Annotated in this window: 16 protein-coding genes; 8 read left to right on the forward strand and 8 right to left on the reverse strand. The window is 61.5% G+C overall.

Translation table 11 applies throughout. The features are described 5' to 3' along the window. Positions 1–52 precede the first annotated feature (52 nt). The 3 genes from ACVWZP_RS11695 to ACVWZP_RS11705 all read right to left on the reverse strand — a co-directional run bounded on the left by ACVWZP_RS11695 (position 53) and on the right by ACVWZP_RS11705 (position 2,065). A complete protein-coding gene (locus tag ACVWZP_RS11695; RefSeq protein WP_017849528.1) occupies positions 53–1,021 on the reverse strand; it encodes a L,D-transpeptidase family protein in 969 nt (322 codons plus the stop codon). Between the two features lie 86 nt (positions 1,022–1,107). After that, entirely contained in the window at positions 1,108–1,401 is a 294-nt protein-coding gene (locus ACVWZP_RS11700) for a hypothetical protein (RefSeq protein WP_017849529.1), read from the reverse strand. 58 nt (positions 1,402–1,459) lie between these two features. Then, positions 1,460–2,065, reverse strand: a complete 606-nt coding sequence (locus ACVWZP_RS11705; protein ID WP_026140353.1) for an arylesterase — start codon at positions 2,063–2,065, stop codon at positions 1,460–1,462. A gap of 10 nt (positions 2,066–2,075) precedes the next feature. Between ACVWZP_RS11705 and ACVWZP_RS11710 the strand changes: the two genes are divergently transcribed. Together ACVWZP_RS11710 and ACVWZP_RS11715 are read left to right on the forward strand one after the other, a co-directional pair. Next, positions 2,076–2,759, forward strand: coding sequence for an ABC transporter ATP-binding protein (locus tag ACVWZP_RS11710; RefSeq protein WP_017849531.1), 684 nt, complete (start codon positions 2,076–2,078; stop codon positions 2,757–2,759). Next, on the forward strand, positions 2,759–5,269 hold the full coding sequence (locus ACVWZP_RS11715) for an ABC transporter permease (protein ID WP_424801515.1): 2,511 nt from the start codon (positions 2,759–2,761) through the stop codon (positions 5,267–5,269). Before ACVWZP_RS11710 ends, ACVWZP_RS11715 begins: the two co-directional genes overlap by 1 nt. A gap of 43 nt (positions 5,270–5,312) precedes the next feature. Here the strand turns inward: ACVWZP_RS11715 and greB are convergent, their stop codons facing one another. Further along, positions 5,313–5,786 carry a transcription elongation factor GreB gene (gene greB, locus ACVWZP_RS11720; RefSeq protein WP_026140354.1) on the reverse strand — a complete coding sequence of 158 codons (474 nt, stop codon included), beginning with the start codon at positions 5,784–5,786 and terminating at the stop codon, positions 5,313–5,315. A gap of 126 nt (positions 5,787–5,912) precedes the next feature. Continuing rightward, positions 5,913–7,073: a hypothetical protein gene (locus ACVWZP_RS11725; protein WP_262381800.1), complete on the reverse strand. Its 1,161-nt coding sequence runs from the start codon at positions 7,071–7,073 to the stop codon at positions 5,913–5,915. A gap of 260 nt (positions 7,074–7,333) precedes the next feature. On the opposite strand from ACVWZP_RS11725, the gene ACVWZP_RS11730 reads away from it, so the two are divergent. The 3 genes from ACVWZP_RS11730 to ACVWZP_RS11740 are packed head-to-tail and all read left to right on the forward strand — an operon-like array spanning position 7,334 to position 10,686. Continuing rightward, positions 7,334–8,260, forward strand: coding sequence for an ABC transporter ATP-binding protein (locus ACVWZP_RS11730; RefSeq protein WP_079443151.1), 927 nt, complete (start codon positions 7,334–7,336; stop codon positions 8,258–8,260). After that, the gene (locus ACVWZP_RS11735) at positions 8,257–8,982 is read left to right on the forward strand and encodes an ABC-2 transporter permease (RefSeq protein ID WP_046384248.1); all 726 of its coding nucleotides are present in this window, start codon (positions 8,257–8,259) and stop codon (positions 8,980–8,982) included. The genes ACVWZP_RS11730 and ACVWZP_RS11735 overlap by 4 nt, the downstream gene beginning before the upstream one ends. A gap of 15 nt (positions 8,983–8,997) precedes the next feature. Continuing rightward, positions 8,998–10,686 carry a Gldg family protein gene (locus ACVWZP_RS11740; RefSeq protein ID WP_457369757.1) on the forward strand — a complete coding sequence of 563 codons (1,689 nt, stop codon included), beginning with the start codon at positions 8,998–9,000 and terminating at the stop codon, positions 10,684–10,686. A gap of 4 nt (positions 10,687–10,690) precedes the next feature. Here ACVWZP_RS11740 and ACVWZP_RS11745 read toward each other — a convergent pair whose 3' ends face one another. The 3 genes from ACVWZP_RS11745 to ACVWZP_RS11755 form a co-directional block, all read right to left on the reverse strand. Continuing rightward, positions 10,691–10,999, reverse strand: a complete 309-nt coding sequence (locus tag ACVWZP_RS11745; RefSeq protein ID WP_017848810.1) for a hypothetical protein — start codon at positions 10,997–10,999, stop codon at positions 10,691–10,693. Positions 11,000–11,259: 260 nt separating this feature from the next. Continuing rightward, the gene (locus ACVWZP_RS11750) at positions 11,260–11,694 is read right to left on the reverse strand and encodes a DoxX family protein (RefSeq protein WP_017848811.1); all 435 of its coding nucleotides are present in this window, start codon (positions 11,692–11,694) and stop codon (positions 11,260–11,262) included. Between the two features lie 103 nt (positions 11,695–11,797). Beyond that, a complete protein-coding gene (locus ACVWZP_RS11755) occupies positions 11,798–13,225 on the reverse strand; it encodes an MltF family protein (RefSeq protein ID WP_057003735.1) in 1,428 nt (475 codons plus the stop codon). 236 nt (positions 13,226–13,461) lie between these two features. On the opposite strand from ACVWZP_RS11755, the gene ACVWZP_RS11760 reads away from it, so the two are divergent. From ACVWZP_RS11760 to ACVWZP_RS11770, 3 genes are all read left to right on the forward strand, one after another. After that, positions 13,462–14,268 carry a TatD family hydrolase gene (locus ACVWZP_RS11760; protein ID WP_046483457.1) on the forward strand — a complete coding sequence of 269 codons (807 nt, stop codon included), beginning with the start codon at positions 13,462–13,464 and terminating at the stop codon, positions 14,266–14,268. A gap of 98 nt (positions 14,269–14,366) precedes the next feature. Continuing rightward, positions 14,367–15,848 (forward strand): methyl-accepting chemotaxis protein, encoded by a 1,482-nt coding sequence (locus ACVWZP_RS11765; protein ID WP_046483459.1) that lies wholly within the window; start codon positions 14,367–14,369, stop codon positions 15,846–15,848. A gap of 109 nt (positions 15,849–15,957) precedes the next feature. After that, positions 15,958–16,320: an Mpo1-like protein gene (locus ACVWZP_RS11770; RefSeq protein ID WP_017848815.1), complete on the forward strand. Its 363-nt coding sequence runs from the start codon at positions 15,958–15,960 to the stop codon at positions 16,318–16,320. The last annotated feature ends 2 nt before the right edge of the window (positions 16,321–16,322 follow it).

A 16,322-nucleotide genomic window follows, 5' to 3' on the forward strand; every position in this document is an offset into this window, starting at 1 on the left:
ATAAAAAGCCCGCCGCAGCCCAAGGCCGTGGCGGGCGATTGATCGAACCGGCTTATTGCAACGGATCGAGCGGCGCGTTCGAGACCATCGACGCCGCAGCCGGCACACCGATTTCAGTCGGCAGGCCATCTTCCGCCGCGACCACGTCGCGCACCTGATCCCAGTTCACCCGCAGGTGATTGGCCAGGTCTTCACGCTTGAGCAGCGCGTTGATCACCGCGGTGTGCTTGTCGACCACCGACGGCGTGCCATCGTCGTTCAGCGGCGTATGCGCTTCGAGGTAGACCTTGCCGCCACTGCTGCCGAACTTGTAGGCATCGTTGATGATACGCACCGGAGTACCCACCGGTACCATGCCGGCCATTTCCAGCACGTTATTGTTGAACATGCGGAAGCAGCCGTGGCTGGTACGCGTGCCGATACCGAACTTCATGTTGGAGCCGTGGATCAGGTAGCCCGGCGTGCCCAGGGTGAACTTGAACGGCCCCAGCGGGTTGTCCGGGCCGGCCGGTACCACGTTGGGCAACGGATCGCCGTTGGCGGCGTGCTCGGCCTTGATCGAAGCGGGTGGCGTCCAGGTCGGGTTCGGCGTTTTCGCGACAATGCTGGTATGGGCGATCGGCGAGCCCCAGCCTTCACGACCAATCCCCAGCGGGAAGGTGTAGACGACGTTCTGGCCCTTGGGGAAATAGTAGAGCCGGTATTCGGCAAGGTTGATCACGATGCCTTCGCGGGGGCCCGGCGGCAGGATGAACCGCGTCGGCAGGACGATCTCGGTGCCCGCCCCCGGCAACCAGGCATCGACGCCCGGGTTGGCGGCGACCATCTCCGAGTAGCCCAGGTCGTAGGTGGTACCCAGGTCGGCAAACGTATCTTCGTACTTGGCCTTGATCACTTGGACCTGGCCGACGATGTCTTCGCCCGGGGGTGGCAAGGGCAACTGCAAGGCCGCCGCGGAACCCGCCGCACACAGGGCGGCAAGAGACAGGCAGCAGGTGACGGCGGAAAGGCGCGACAACATCCGGAAAATCCTTCGCAGAACAACGTGTAGGTAAAAAGCGATTGTATACGCGATGCGGGCTTCAAGCTGCAAGCTCGTAGCGCCCCTCACCACTCGAAGCGCAGCTCCGGCCAGATCGGCGGCGTGCCACGCTTTTGCGACTCCAAGATGGCACGGCACAGGGGGCACAGGCGCTGATCCTGGAAAATCGAGCGATCCACCGCCGACCAGCGTGGCTGAGCCGGCAACAACGTGCCGCAGAGCGTGCGATCGATCGTGCCGCCCAGCTCCAATTGACGCGTGACCAGATGCACCCGGACTTCCTGGCAGGCGAACAGATCCAGCTGCTCGTCCGGCTCGATCAGTTGGTAATTAAACAGGGACCAGGCAGGACGCGACATCGAGGGCTCCAAATCGGGGGGGCGCCACCTTAGCCGAAAGCCTGCCGGTAGAAAAGCGTCATAACAGCGGTTTTAGCGTCGGCCAGACATTTTCCAGCAACTTACCCTGGGCGCCGACCGCCGGGTGCAGTTGATCGGCCTGCATCAACTCGGGATGACCGCCCACGCCGTCGAGGAAAAACGGCACCAACGGCACGCTCTTCTCCTTGGCCAGGGCCGCGTAGACCCCGGCAAATGCCGTGGTGTATTTCGGACCGTAGTTAGGCGGCAACTGCATGCCCAGCAGCAGGACCTTGGCGCCGACCGCCTGGGACTGCTCGATCATCGACGCAAGATTTTGTTTCAATTGCGCGGGCGGCTGTCCACGCAGGCCGTCATTGCCGCCCAGCTCGATAATCACCAGGTTGGGCTTATGCTCCGCAAGCGCCGCCGGCAGCCGCGCGAGGCCTCCGGCGCTGGTGTCGCCGCTGATGGACGCGTTGACCACTTTATCGTCGAAACCTTCGTGTTTGAGCCGCTGTCCCAACAAGGCTACCCACCCTTTGCTGGTATCCAGTCCGAAACCGGCACTGATACTATCGCCAACGATCAGGACTGTACCCGCCGCTGCGTTCTGGGCCATGCACATCAAGGCCAGGCCAGCACTCAAAAACCACATTCGCATCGGATTCTCCATGGGCGCAAGCATTCTCATCGCGCGAAACCTTAGCAAAGTGGTTCCCAGCGCGGAAGGTGAACTGACTATCCTGCACGAACTGAGCCTGGAACTGAACAAGGGCGATAGCCTGGCTATCGTCGGTGCCTCCGGCTCCGGCAAGTCCACCCTCCTCGGTCTGCTGGCCGGCCTCGACCTGCCCAGCAGCGGCGAAGTCATCCTCGCCGGCCAAGCCCTGAGCAGCCTCGACGAAGACCAGCGCGCGCGCATCCGCGCCGAGCATGTGGGCTTCGTCTTCCAGTCATTCCAACTGCTCGACAGCCTCAACGCCCTGGAGAACGTCATGCTGCCGCTGGAGCTGGACGGCCGCAAAGACGCCCGCGAGCGCGCCAGGTACCTGCTCGAACGGGTCGGCCTGGGCCAACGCCTGACCCACTCGCCACGCCAACTCTCCGGGGGTGAGCAGCAACGGGTGGCGATCGCCCGCGCCTTTGCCGCCGAACCGGACGTGCTGTTTGCCGACGAACCCACCGGCAACCTCGACAGCCATACCGGCGAGCGCATCAGCGACCTGCTGTTCGAACTGAATAAAGAAAGCGGCACGACCCTGGTCCTGGTCACTCACGACGAGCGCCTGGCGCACCGTTGCCGACGCCTGATCCGCCTTGAAGCCGGCCTGCTGGTCGCGCCCCTGGAGCCTTGATGGCACGCTTGCCGCTGTTGCGCCTGTTCAGCCTTGCCCTGCGCCAATTGCTGCGCGATGCCCGCGCCGGCGAATTGCGCGTGTTGTTCTTCGCCCTGCTGGTGGCCGTGGCCTCCAGCACCGCCATCGGCTACTTCGGCGCACGCCTTAATGGCGCCATGCTGTTGCGCGCCACCGAGTTCCTCGGCGCCGACCTGGTGCTCGAGGGCAGCTCACCCGCGCGCCCCGAGCAAATCAGGTCCGGGATCGAACTGGGCCTGGATCACGCACGCGTCGTCGAGTTTTCCAGCGTTATCGCCACCGATAACGGCATCCAGCTGTCCAGCATCAAGGCGGTCAACGAACAATACCCGCTGCGCGGCGAACTGAAGAGCGCAGCCGCGCCATTCGCTGACGAAACCGCGGGCGGCGGCCCGAAACCCGGCGAAGCCTGGGTGGAGGCACGGCTGCTCACCGCACTCGACCTGAAAGTCGGTGACAGCATCGACGTGGGCATGAAGTCCCTGCGCCTGGCGCGTGTGCTGACCTATGAACCGGACCGCGCCGGCAATTTCTACAGCCTCACGCCACGGGTGATGATCAACCTGGCCGACCTGGGCGCCACTGGCGTCGTCCAGCCCGGCAGCCGCGTCAGTTACCGCGAACTGTGGCGCGCAGCCCCCTCAAGTACGGCACTGCAAACCTATCGCGACCTGATCAAGCCGGGCCTCGCGGCCAACCAGCGCCTGCAGGACTCGCGGGATGGCAACCAGCAGATCGGCGGCGCCCTGGGCAAGGCCGAGCGCTACCTGAACATGGCCAGCCTGGTGGCGGTGTTGCTGGCCGGTGTGGCCGTGGCGTTGTCCGCCAACCGTTTCGCCAGCCGACGTTTTGATGCCAGCGCGTTGTTGCGCTGCCTGGGTTTATCGCGGCGTGAAACCATGTTGTTGTTCAGCCTGCAACTGAGCGTACTCGGCCTGTTGGCGAGCCTGGCCGGCGCCCTGCTGGGCTGGCTGGCGCAATTTGGCCTGTTCTATTTCCTCCACGACCTGCTGCCGGCGGACGTACCGCCCGGCGGGCTGCTGCCGGCCATTGCCGGGATCGGCACCGGGCTGGTGGCCCTCGCCGGTTTCGCCCTGCCACCGTTGGCGGCACTGGGCCGCGTCCCACCGCTGCGCGTGTTGCGGCGCGACCTGCTGCCCATCCCGTCCAGCACCTGGATGGTCTACGGCGCGGCGCTGCTTGCCCTGGGCCTGATCATGTGGCGCCTGAGCCTCGACCTGGTGCTGACCTTCGCCCTGCTCGGCGGGGGCGTGGTTGCGGCGTTGATCCTCGGTGGCCTGCTCCTGCTGCTGTTGCAGAGCCTGCGCCGCCTGCTGGCCCGGGCGTCCCTGCCGTGGCGCCTGGGCCTGGGCCAGTTGCTGCGCTATCCGTTGGCGGCGGCAGGCCAGTCGCTGGCGTTCGGCTTGATCCTGCTGTCCATGGGCTTGATCGCCCTGCTGCGCGGCGAATTGCTCGACACCTGGCAAAACCAGCTGCCCAAGGATGCCCCCAACTACTTCGCGCTGAACATCCTGCCCGCCGACAAAGACGCCTTTGGCGCTCGCCTGCTCGAACTGCAGGCACAATCGGCGCCGCTGTATCCGGTGGTGCCCGGCCGGCTGATCAGCGTCAACGGCGAGCCCGTGCAGGCGATCGTCAGCAAGGACTCCAGCGGCGACCGCGCAATCCAGCGCGACCTGAGCCTGACCTGGGCCGCCGACCTGCCGCCGGGCAATGCCCTGACCGCGGGTACCTGGTGGTCACAGCAACCGGGCGATGAAATACCGGGCGTGTCGGTGGAAGCCAAGGTTGCCGAAAGCCTGAAACTCAAGCTCGACGACCACCTGGTGTTCACCGTGGCGGGCGAAACCCGTGAAGCGCGGGTCACCAGCCTGCGCACCATCAATTGGGATAACTTCCAGCCCAACTTCTTCATGATTTTCCAGCCTGGCACTTTGAAAGACCTGCCGGCCACCTACCTGACCAGCTTCTATCTGGCCCCCGGCCATGACCGGCAGATCGTCGACCTGTCCCGGGCCTTCCCGGCGGTCACGATCCTGCAGGTCGAGGCCCTGCTGGAACAGTTGCGCAGCATCCTCGCCCAAGTAACGCTGGCCGTGGAGTACGTGCTGCTGTTCGTGCTGGCGGCAGGGATGGCGGTGCTGTTCTCCGGCCTGCAGGCCACCCTGGACGAGCGCATTCGCCAAGGTGCGCTGCTGCGTGCGCTGGGCGCCGAGCGCAAGCTGCTGGTGAAGGCCCGACGCATCGAGTTCGGCTTGCTCGGCGCCGTCAGCGGTTTGCTCGCGGCGCTGGGCACCGAACTGGTGACCTGGGTGCTCTACCGCTATGCCTTCGACCTGGCCTGGCACCCACACCCGTGGTTGCTGTTGCTGCCGGTGATCGGTGGCGTGCTGATCGGCGCTGCCGGGGTGTTCGGGACGCGTCGCGCGCTGAATGCCACGCCATTGGCGGTATTGCGCGAAGGCTGAGACGACAGTGGCCCGCGCGTCACAGACCGCGGGCCATCATTGTCTATTTCACATACTCGATAGCGGTGATCCACCAGCACACCTCGCCGTTCGGCGTCTGCACGATGGCCTCATCGTCGACTTGCTTGCGCAGCAGCGCCCGCGCCATCGGCGAATCGATGGAGATGTAGTCCATGCGTTCGTAGATCTCGTCATAGCCGACGATGCGAAAACGCTTGGTTTCGCCCTGCTCGTTTTCGATATCCACCCAGGCACCGAAAAATACCCGCCCTTCCTGTTCGGGCATGTACTCCACCACGCGCATGTCTTCCAGACGCTTGCGCAGGTAGCGCACCCGTCGGTCAATCTCACGCAGCAGCTTCTTGTTGTACTGGTAGTCCGCGTTCTCGCTGCGATCCCCCAGGGAAGCAGCCCAAGTCACCTTGCGCGTGGTGTCCGGACGCTTTTCGCGCCACAGGTAATCCAACTCCTTCTTCAGCGCCTCATGACCTTCTTTGGTAATCAGCTTGGTACTCAAACGTGTGCATCCCCAGGCAATGTCCATTGATTCCAATACGCCGCGGCATGCAGGCCCCGGCGTCGACGAACAGAGGGTGATGATAAATGAACCGGGGAAAGTAGCCAGACCCTCTGACGCCTCGCATCACAGCTGGATTGCGCCCGGCTCGCTGCTCGCTTGAACCAGCTCATTCCTGGCCAGGCCGTCCAACGCCTGGTCGAGTTCAAAGAGAATGGCATGCACATTCTGGCGCAACCCTGGTAACTGCACGAGCAGCGCCGCCAACGTCTCGCCTTTCTGACGCGCCCGCAGCTCTTGCGCCTCGACTTGAATGGCCCGCTCTTCGAGGACGCGGGTGCGCTCATCCATTTGACGCTGCCCTTGCTGCTGCATGACCACGGCATTTGCCAACTGCGCTTCACGCCCCTCCAACGCCTGCGCCTGCAACTGCACGGCGCCCTCCTCCTGCACCATGCGACGGGTCAGTTCCTGGCGCTTTTGCTCAAGCTCCGCCAGCCCTCGCTGCAGTTCAACCTGGCGCTGTTCGAGCGCTTCTTCGCGCTTTTGCATCGCGAGTTTTTGCTGGGTCAGTTCCTGGGCGACACGCGCGAGGTTGGTCAAGGTGCTGTCCACCTCGAACAGTGAATTGTGTTCTGCCTGTTCGTTGGATGCCGGCGGCGCACTGGGTGCAACCGCGACGACCGGCGCAGCAGTTGGCGCCACGACCGCGGGCACCTGCCGCTGAGGTTCAGCCAGCCCCTCGATCACCACGGGCAAGACCTTTTCAGGCGCTTTGGTGACTTTGGGAGCCGAGACCAATTTGGAAGAAAAACGAATGGACGGGACAATCAGCGTGGGACTTTCAATCGCCTCTGACGCAGGGGCCGATGTGCCCAAGGTAATCACCTTCATCACCAAGGCTTTCTTGATGTTCATTGAATGATGATCTTCGGGCCTGGCGGGCGGCAACTTACAGCCTTTCAAGTCGACAAAGTGATAGGGAATCTGGCCGTCGCCGACGCTACCCGACTTGGTACCGGACGCGGCCAGGGTCAGTATTTGTTTAAACACCCGCATCGCAACTTGCAGATCCTCTTGGGCATCCACCCCACCCAAGAAGTAGCGTTCAACTTTCCTACGCAATGCTGCGACATATACCCGGGAACTACCCGGCTCTATTTCTTCATCCAGGCTGTACACAAGAAAGTTCGACGCGATCTGGGGAACAGCAAAACCACAGAGCAGAGCACCGTTGACCGGCGCATCCTCACCAGAGCGTTCAAGAACTAGGGTACGTAGAAGCATCATAGTAATCAGGCCTCATGACAACAAGCAAAGCGTATATAAACATCAGATAAACATCCGACCATCAACATGCATTTATCACTCAACGATTGTTTCAGCGAAGTAACAGACTGAACGTAGGACTTCTCTTATTAAGATACTTCAGCATTTCCAAGCGCTGTACATTGAACGTACCATTTTTAAACCCGAGCCCTATATCACTCAACAAAGGCGCTTGCCTCTTCATTCTTCTTGCCTCACCAACCGAACAGAAAAGCATAATGATCGAGATAAGCAACCTCACAAAATACTTGAACAAAAAGAGTGTAATCAGCGATGTCTCATTTTCTGCCAAACGCCAAGAGTGCCTTGGTGTATTTGGATTGGAGGGGGCAGGTAAAACGACACTTTTAAAAATGATCGCCGGCGCCATCCAACCCTCCTCGGGGCAAGTGCGGATTCTGGGGCTGGATACACACACGCACGGCTATCACGCACGCAAGGCAATAGGCTATCAACCCGAATCCGGTGTCAGTCACCCGACCCTGTCGGTCAAGAACCTGCTCAGTTTCATCGCCACCGTTCGGGGATTCCAAGGCGCGGAGCGACGCAGGCGGGTGGATCACGCGGCCAGCCGACTCGAACTCTGGCCAGTCCTCGATTACCCGATCAACACCCTTCCCCCTGGCCTGAAACGCAAAGTCGCGTTTGCCCAGGCCCTGCTGCACGACCCCGACGTGCTGTTACTGGACGAACCCAGCGAAGGGTTGGCGCCCCATCAGCAAGGCAAGATCAGCAGGCTTATCCAGTCGTTGGCCGACGAGATGACGATCATCGTTGCCTCACGCGATTGCGAAGCACTGGCCGGCGTCTGCACCCGCGCCCTGGTCATTGGCGGCGGGCGCCTGTTGGCGGACACCCCGATGGCCGAGCTGCAGCGCAGTTCCCGGCACTTTCGCGCGGTCACCCTGGCGGCGGAGTCAGCCCTGGATTTACTGGCACTTGCGGTACTGCCCGGCGTGGCAGGTATCGAAGAAGACCGGCACGGCCCGGGCACGGTAACCGTTCTCGCCATGCCGGGACACTCCATCTACCCCGCCATCTGCGCATTGATTGCCAACCGACGCTGGGAAATACACTCACTGAATCTGGAGCCAGGCCGCCTGAACGATGTCGTTCACCACCTGAGCCAGGAGGCCTCCCATTGAACCTGCTGCCATCTGTTTTCAAACGCCAGCTTGCCAGCTATCTATCGGCACCTGCCACCTACCTGAGCGTTGCGCTGTTCCTGTTGCTGTCGACCTTGCTGGGGTTGCACACCAGCCAATTGCTGGAGCGCAGCAGCAGCGATTTGCAGGGCTTTTTTCAATGGCACCCTTGGTTGTACCTGTTACTGATCCCTGCACTGTCGACTCAACTTTGGGCGGACGAGAATGAGACAGGCTTTGGCGATTTCATGAAAACACTGCCTGTGCGGCCCGCCGAACTGGTTATTGGGAAGTTCCTCGCCGCCTGGGTCGTGGCGGGCCTGGCATTATTACTGACATTCCCCATCGTGACGGTGGTCAACTTGTTGGGCAGTGCGGACAACCGGGTCATCGCATCCCAATTCCTGGCCAGTTGGTTATTGAGCGGAAGCTATCTCTCAGTGGGTGTTTTTATTTGTGCACTGACCCGCCAGCGCCTGGCCATTTTCATATTGACGCTGAGCCTGTTGTTATTGGCCAGCGGCGTGTCTTCGATATTGGATGCACTGGAGCGTCAAGCCCCCATCTGGATCATCGACAGTTTGACATCTCTCAGCCCACTCCTGCGTTTTGGCCTGATTGATCACGGGACACTTACCTTTCAGGACGGCGCGTATTTCATCAGCATGATCATTGCTTTTCTTGCTGCGACGACCGTTATCCTCAACTACAAGAACAGCTGAGAAGGAACACTCTCGATGCGATATCCATTGCGCACCGGCATGACACTTAGCGTCATACTGCTGCTGTTCCTCGCATTCAACCTGGTATGGGTAGTCAAACTTCCTGATTTACGCCAGGACTTTTCCCAACAACAGACCAATACATTGTCACCCTCGGCATTGCACTTACTCACCACACTGGAAAGTCCACTGGACTTCTATTATTTCAATTCAAGCATACCGGCCAAAAAAAGCATCCTGAAACACTATGCCAAACGCGTTGAAGAACAACTCAGGGCGTTCGAACACGCAGCAAACGGCAAGATCAATCTGCACATTATCGATCCCACTCCCTTTTCAGAGGATGCCTACAAAGCAGGACTGTATGGCCTGCGCGATCAACCGGGGTTCTTCGGTCTTATCGGCGCTCGGGAGGGGCAAACCGCCCAACGCATCGAGTCGTTCAACCCGGAGAACGAGCCGCTGCTGGAGTATGAAATCAGCCACTTGATCACCCAGTTGCTGCACCCCGAGCCCGCGATCGTCGGGCTGTTATCAGGGTTACCGGCCGGCGCATCCATCGAGCCGCTGGTACTGGAATTGCACCGACATTTCGACCTCCTGGAGCTGGAGCCGACGGCCGATCATGTGCCCTCGCGGATTAAAACCCTGATGCTCGTACATCCACGCGGGCTGCCGGAAAAAACACTGTATGCGATCGACCAGTTCGTCCTGGGCGGCGGCAAACTGCTGATGTTTATCGACCCCCTCGACAAAGGCGGCTCAAAGACAACGTCCTCCGCCACCCGGCTAGACGCGTTGCTCGCCGGCTGGGGGGTCAGCATGCCGAGCAACAAAGTGCTGGTCGACCCCACCTATGCCCCGTCGGAACATCAACCGGCCACATTCACCCTGCCACGCCAAGCAATGAATACCCGCGATGTCAGCACCTGGAAGCTGGGCACAGTGACCGTGTCGAATAGCGGCGCCCTGTTCTCCCTGGATAAAAGCCGCGCCATCTTCACGCCGCTGTTGCGCAGTTCCAGACAGTCGTTACTGATCGATTCAGACGCCGTGGGCAGTGCGTTACCCACGCGTGGCGAGCCTCACGTGATCGCTGCCCGCCTCGAAGGGCCAGCCTATTCGGCGTTTGCCGACGGATTTGGCGGGCGGCCGCCGGGGTTGCAGAAGGCGGCGCAGATCCATGTGGTCGTGGTTGCAGATACGGATATGTTGAGCGAGCCTCCCGGCGAATCCGCGCGAAATGCCAACAAACTGTTTGTCATGAACGCACTGGATAACCTCGCCGCGCCGCAGGCCCTGGCGGATATTCGCCCGCGCGCGGTGGCCGGCCATTCATTGAAGCTGCTGGCGAAGCGGCGCGAGGCTGCCGAACGCGCCTATCGGGATCAGGCTGCCGAGCTGGAACGGCGCCTGGCACGAACGGAAAAGGAATGGCAGCGCCTTAACCCCGACGTCACGGCCCTGGGCACGGAGTCGGTCGATACCAGTACCCAGTTGCAAGCGCTCAACAAGGAACGCCTGCGTCTACCGATGGAACTGCATACGCTGAAAAACACGCTTTACGCGCCAGTGCAGCGCCTGGAACGCAACGTAAAACTGCTGGTGATTGTGCCGTTGCCGGCACTGCTGTGCCTGATTGCCTGGGGGCTGTTTCGGCGGCGGCGTCGTCGCTGGCCGGTGCCGCCGTCGGCGTTTTATTGAGGGCTCAGCGCCGCGCGATCAAACCTTGTCGGGCAATGCGCGTCAGTTGGCGGATCACCTCAGCCGCGTCACTGGCGCTGGGCGCCTGGATCACCGCGAGGTCAAAGCTGTTGCTGGCAAAGCGTGCCAGGGAATCGCCATCTTCGACAAATTGGATCAGGAACGCCGAGGGCCGCCCGCCCCGACGCGGCCAGCCGTCCAGGTAACGCAACAGCGTCGGCTGGTGCTTGCCGCCCAGGAGAATTCTCGGATTGCGTTGAGTCAGCTCCGCAGTGATCGGAGCCAGGCGTATGAGGGGGCGTGGTGCATTCATCGTGTCGTGTCTCTGCCTCAAAAGTCTGCGGGCAGGTGAGAGGCAACACCGAACCAGCGCTTTAGCGGTATTTCGAAGCCGGCGTCTGCAATGAGAACTGGCTTCTGTCGGGCTGCATCGAGTCCCAGTGGCGCCCCGCAATTAGCTGTTTAAATCGGCGCATAACCAACATCCTAGAGAAGCCGATGGGGCGGTGTCAAGAATCCCGCGCAACGAAAAGGCCCGCACATGGCGGGCCTTCTCCAGCGGTTACAGACCGATCAGTGGGTGATGGCGCGGTCGGCGGACAGTTTGCCGGCACCTTCGAACAGGACGGCCAGGGAGCCGCCGAGCAAGGCCAGGGCGAACTCATAACCATTGTTCGCCATGAACAGACCGTTATGGATATGCACCGAGAAGATCGCCACCAGCGACAGGATCGTCAGGCCCAAGGCCGCAGGGCGTGCCAGCAGACCGATGATCAAGGCCAGGCCGGCGAAGAACTCAGTACCGCCCGACAACAAGGCCATCAGGGTGCCCGGCGCCAGGCCGATGCTTTCCATCCACTGCGCGGTGCCCGCCAGGCCGTAGCCGCCAAACCAGCCAAAGAGTTTTTGCGAACCGTGGGCAGCGAAGATGATGCCGACGACAATGCGCAGAATGGTCAAGCCATAGCCGGCGCGGGTGGACAGGATGCTTTTGATCAGTGGGCTCATGGGGATAATCCTTTTCAGAGTAGGGGTTGGTTGGCCGCTATATTAATCAGTTTAGGCAATGATAAAAGCCGAAAAAATGCCTGATTAATATCTATAAAATCGATCACTTGCGCGAAGCGATTTTCGGCTCCAACGCCGACGGCTCCAGGGAGTCCCGCTCCCGATCAAACGCCAGGTAGTACTTGTTGACGCTATTCACATAGCTCACGCCGCTCATCCCCACCTGCTCCATGGCAATGCGCTCCACCTGGAAGAACCACTGATTGGGGTTCAACCCACGCCGCTTGGCTTCGGTACGCATGCCTTGCACGCGTTCCGGCCCCATGTTGTAGGCCGCCAGCACGAACGCCATGCGCTCACGCTCGTTGAGCTTGGGGCTGGCGAAAAACTTGCGGCGGATCATCGACAGGTAACGTGCGCCCGCCTGCACGTTACTGTCGAGATTTTCGATATTGTTCACGCCCACCCGCTGCGCCGCCGAAGGCGTGATCTGCATCAGGCCGGTGGGGCCACCGCTGCTGCGCGCGCTTGGGTCGAGGGCGGACTCCTTGAAGGCCAGCGCGGCGAGGTTCAACCAATCCATGCCTTGCTCGCGCGCATGCTTTTGCAGGATCGGGCGCAGTTTCTCCAGGCGCTGGCGGTCGATGCGGGCCAGCGGGTTGCGCACTTGGTAAAGGCGTCGATAAATGCGCTGAAACGCCACGTCCTGGTCGGACGGCGTGCGGTAGGTCTTGAGGAAGCGATCAATACTCGCCCGCAGCATCGCGGCGTCCTGCCGCACGAACCAATACTCTTCGCCCGGCTCATTGATCACCACCTGCTTGTCGAAGCGCAGCTTGGGCAGGATCTTCGACCAGCGTTCGGCGATGGGCTTCTCGACGATGGTCAGGTGAAAGATGCCGGCCTGGACCATCTCCAGCACGTCCTCCACCGCCAGGCTCGGGTCGACCCACTCCACCTTGATCGGCGGCTGCTTGTGCAGGGCCAGTTTCTGGTTGACCTGGTTGATCGCATCCGCCGCCGCGCTGCCGGTGGTCAGCGCCAATGTGCGCCCGGACAACTGCTCCAGCCGGGTGAACCGGCGCTCGCCCTTGACCCCCACCAGCCATAACGGCACGCCGCTGGCAATCGGGTCGCTCGCACTGATCTTGTGCGTAGCCTTCACTTCCAGCAATTCCCCGGGGGCTACCAGATCGCCTTCACCCCGCGCCAGCGCGCCAAGCAGTTGGTCCTTGGCCTTGGGGATGATCTTCAGATTGATTTCCTGGCCATCGCGGGCTTGGTCGTTGAGGTACTGCTCGAACGCACGCAGGCGATGGTATTCGACACCAATGGCCTGGCCCTGGATTTCGCCGGAACTGTTGCGGCTCTGGTTGACCAGTACGCGCAGGGTACGACTGGAGCGAATCTCGGCCAGGTCGCGCACCTTGCTCGGCTTGGTCACTTCCAGCGGCCCGTCCAGCCGCGCGACCGCCGCCATGGGCAGCGATAACGTCAGGCACAACATAAGCAACGCCGAGGGTCGGATCATCCGCTCTCCGGAAAGAATACTGGCCAGCACCTTCGCGAAAAACGAGGGGCTGGAGGTCAGAAACAGAGCGCTTTATGCGCTGACAAGGCACGCAACGGCGGCACCAGGGTAGGCGATAGACCCACCACAATGTCACTTGCGACGTTCAAAGACAGCTATAACTCGTTGTAGTTCTAGGTTTTTCTTATAAATCTACAGCTCTGATATGCTTTCCGGCCGCAGGCGGAGATAGCACCATGCAACTCATTGATATCGGCGTCAACCTGACAAACCCAAGTTTCGACGAGAAGCACCAGGCCGTTCTCGAGCGTGCGTATGCCGCCGGCGTGCAACAATTGGTGCTCACCGGCACCAGTGTCGACGGCAGCGAACAGGCCCTGCAATTGTGCGAAAAGCTGGATGAAAGCGGCCAGCGACTGTTCTGCACCGCCGGCATCCACCCCCACTCCGCCAGCGACTGGAACGGCGACAGCGCCCAACGCCTACGTGGTTTGCTCAACGACAGCCGCGTGCGCGCGGTGGGCGAATGCGGGCTGGATTTCAACCGCGACTTCTCACCGCGCCCGCAGCAGGAAAAAGTCCTCGAAGAACACCTGGCCCTAGCCGTCGAGCTGAAACTGCCGGTGTTTCTCCACGAACGCGACGCCAACCAGCGCCTGCTGGAGATCCTCAAGGATTACCGCGATCACTTGTCCGCCGCCGTGGTGCATTGTTTCACGGGCGAGCAGCAGGCGCTGTTCAGCTACCTCGATCTCGACTTGCACATCGGCATCACCGGCTGGATCTGCGACGAACGCCGTGGGACGCACCTGCATCCGCTGGTCAGAGAAATTCCTCGGGGCCGCCTGATGCTGGAAAGCGACGCGCCTTACCTGCTGCCGCGCACCCTGCGGCCCAAACCGAAAAACGGCCGCAACGAACCGGCCTACCTGCCGGAGGTGCTGCGCGAAGTCGCCCTGCACCGCAACGAAAGCCTGGAAGACCTGGCCCAGCACAGCACCGCCTGCGCGCGTATTTTTTTTGGCCTACCCGCTGTGGTTTGATGTGGCGTATTGACCCATATCAAAGTGGTATTTTTTCAGTAGCGGCACAATAATGGCACCTTGCCAATGCTGTTTCCGCTATCAGAGAAAAACCTTCTATGGGTGCCTGGCTTAGCAATATCTCGCTGAAATACAAATTCTGGGCCGTCAACGCGGTCGCCTTTATCACCACGCTGCTGTTGGTGCTATACGCTGTGCATCTCGAACAGCAGTCGCGCAGCCAGGCGTCCCAGGCCTCGGCACAAGCCCAGGCGCGCGTGCTCAGCGCCTGGCCGGCCGACAAGGCGCTGCCCAAGGGCGAGGCGTGGCTGACGTTTGCCCGTGGCCAAGTCCCACAGTTGGCTGATCAAGATCTGTCAGACTTGAGCAGTGCCAGCGGCTGGGTCGAACTCAATCACCTGCCCTTATTCGGCGAAAACCCGTTGATGGGCGCTGAAGTGGTCGCCCGCGCCGACGGGCAACAGGTCGCCGTGCTCGCTTACGCGCCAAGCCTGAGCCAGGTGTTCAGTGAGCGCTTCGCCAACTACGCGGTGGCGGTGCTGATCCTGATGCTGGCGATGCTCTGCGCGTCGCAGTTGCTGATCCGCTTCCTGCTCAGCCAGCTCAACACCCTCAAGGACGTGATGCTGCACGTCGAGAAAACCGGCGACTTGTCGGCGCGTGTCCCGCTGGCCTGCAAAGATGAAGTCGGGCAGATGGCCAGCGCGTTCAATGCCATGCAAGCCGGCTACCAGCGAGTGGTCAACACCGTGGCCAGCACCGCCAAGCAACTGGATGAGGGCGCGGCGCGACTGGCCAGCAGCATGAACGAGGTGCAGCACGGCATGCTCGGCCAGCAAAGCGAAACCGACCAAGCCGCCACCGCCATCAACGAGATGACGGCCACCGTCCACCACATCGCCCAGCACGCCGGCGCCACCCGCGATTTGTCCCAGACCGCCGACACCCTCGCCGGCAGCGGCCGCGAAGTGGTGGATCGGGTGCAGCGCTCAATCGCCGGGCTGTCCAGCGGCGTGCAACAGACCGCCGAGATGATCCAGAAACTCGCCGAAGACAGCCAGAAAATCAACGGCGTGGTCAGCGTGATCCACAGCATCGCCGAACAGACCAACCTGCTCGCGCTCAACGCCGCCATCGAAGCCGCCCGCGCCGGAGAGATGGGCCGCGGTTTCGCCGTGGTCGCCGACGAAGTGCGCAACCTGGCCAAACGCGTGCAAACCTCCACCGACGAAATCACGCTCATGGTCTCGGCGCTGCAAGCCGGCACCCGCGATGCGGTGGACTTCATGCAAGAAAGCTCGTTCAAGGCCGATGACTGCGTGCAACAGGCCCAGGAAGCCGGCGCGGCACTGGCCGAAATCACCGGCGCCGTGGCGCAGATGCGCGAAAGCAACACCCAGATCGCCGTCGCCGCCGAACAGCAGAGCCATGTCGCCGAAGAGATGAACCGCGCCGTGGTGAGTATTCGTGATGTGACCGAGAACACCGTGCAGCAGACCGTGGATTCGGCCACCACCAGCAATCAGCTCGCCACATTGGCCGGGGAGTTGAGCAAGGCGATTGGCCAGTTGAAGCTATAAGCAATACAAGGCGAGGCTATGGCCCCCATAGCCAGCCTTGATTCGCCGCGCCAGCCGACCCGACCTAAACTCTGTTCAAGTTGTTTCAACGGACAGAGGATTCATCATCATGGGCAAACGTCATCCCAATCTCCCCGCCTGGCAATGGCGTCAGTACCCGCAAAACCACCAGCACCCGACCAACCTGGCGTTGCACATGATCGCGGTGCCGCTGTTTATCATCGGGTTTCTGTTGGTCGTTTCCGGGGTGTTCAGCCTGAGCCTGGCCAGTTTGGCTGTGGGCGTTGTCGGCATCCTCGCCGGCCTTGCCTTGCAGCGGCATGGCCACAGCCTGGAAGCCCAGGCCGGTGAACCGTTCAGCGACCGCAAAGACGCGGTCCAACGCCTGTTGGTCGAGCAGTTCGTGAGCTTCCCGCGCTTTGTGCTCAGCGGCGGCTGGTGGCGCGCCTGGCGTCAGCGCCACCGGCACTGAAG

The sequence above is a fragment of the Pseudomonas sp. TE36184 genome (assembly GCF_054060055.1).

Coding starts and splice junctions, on each gene's coding strand:
- ACVWZP_RS11695 (WP_017849528.1), bottom strand. CDS start 1,021: ATGTTGTCGCGCCTTTCCGCCGTCACCTGCTGCCTGTCTCTTGCCGCC.
- ACVWZP_RS11700 (WP_017849529.1), bottom strand. CDS start 1,401: ATGTCGCGTCCTGCCTGGTCCCTGTTTAATTACCAACTGATCGAGCCG.
- ACVWZP_RS11705 (WP_026140353.1), bottom strand. CDS start 2,065: ATGCGAATGTGGTTTTTGAGTGCTGGCCTGGCCTTGATGTGCATGGCC.
- ACVWZP_RS11710 (WP_017849531.1), top strand. CDS start 2,076: ATGGGCGCAAGCATTCTCATCGCGCGAAACCTTAGCAAAGTGGTTCCC.
- ACVWZP_RS11715 (WP_424801515.1), top strand. CDS start 2,759: ATGGCACGCTTGCCGCTGTTGCGCCTGTTCAGCCTTGCCCTGCGCCAA.
- ACVWZP_RS11725 (WP_262381800.1), bottom strand. CDS start 7,073: ATGCTTCTACGTACCCTAGTTCTTGAACGCTCTGGTGAGGATGCGCCG.
- ACVWZP_RS11730 (WP_079443151.1), top strand. CDS start 7,334: ATGATCGAGATAAGCAACCTCACAAAATACTTGAACAAAAAGAGTGTA.
- ACVWZP_RS11740 (WP_457369757.1), top strand. CDS start 8,998: ATGCGATATCCATTGCGCACCGGCATGACACTTAGCGTCATACTGCTG.
- ACVWZP_RS11745 (WP_017848810.1), bottom strand. CDS start 10,999: ATGAATGCACCACGCCCCCTCATACGCCTGGCTCCGATCACTGCGGAG.
- ACVWZP_RS11750 (WP_017848811.1), bottom strand. CDS start 11,694: ATGAGCCCACTGATCAAAAGCATCCTGTCCACCCGCGCCGGCTATGGC.
- ACVWZP_RS11755 (WP_057003735.1), bottom strand. CDS start 13,225: ATGATCCGACCCTCGGCGTTGCTTATGTTGTGCCTGACGTTATCGCTG.
- ACVWZP_RS11760 (WP_046483457.1), top strand. CDS start 13,462: ATGCAACTCATTGATATCGGCGTCAACCTGACAAACCCAAGTTTCGAC.
- ACVWZP_RS11765 (WP_046483459.1), top strand. CDS start 14,367: ATGGGTGCCTGGCTTAGCAATATCTCGCTGAAATACAAATTCTGGGCC.
- ACVWZP_RS11770 (WP_017848815.1), top strand. CDS start 15,958: ATGGGCAAACGTCATCCCAATCTCCCCGCCTGGCAATGGCGTCAGTAC.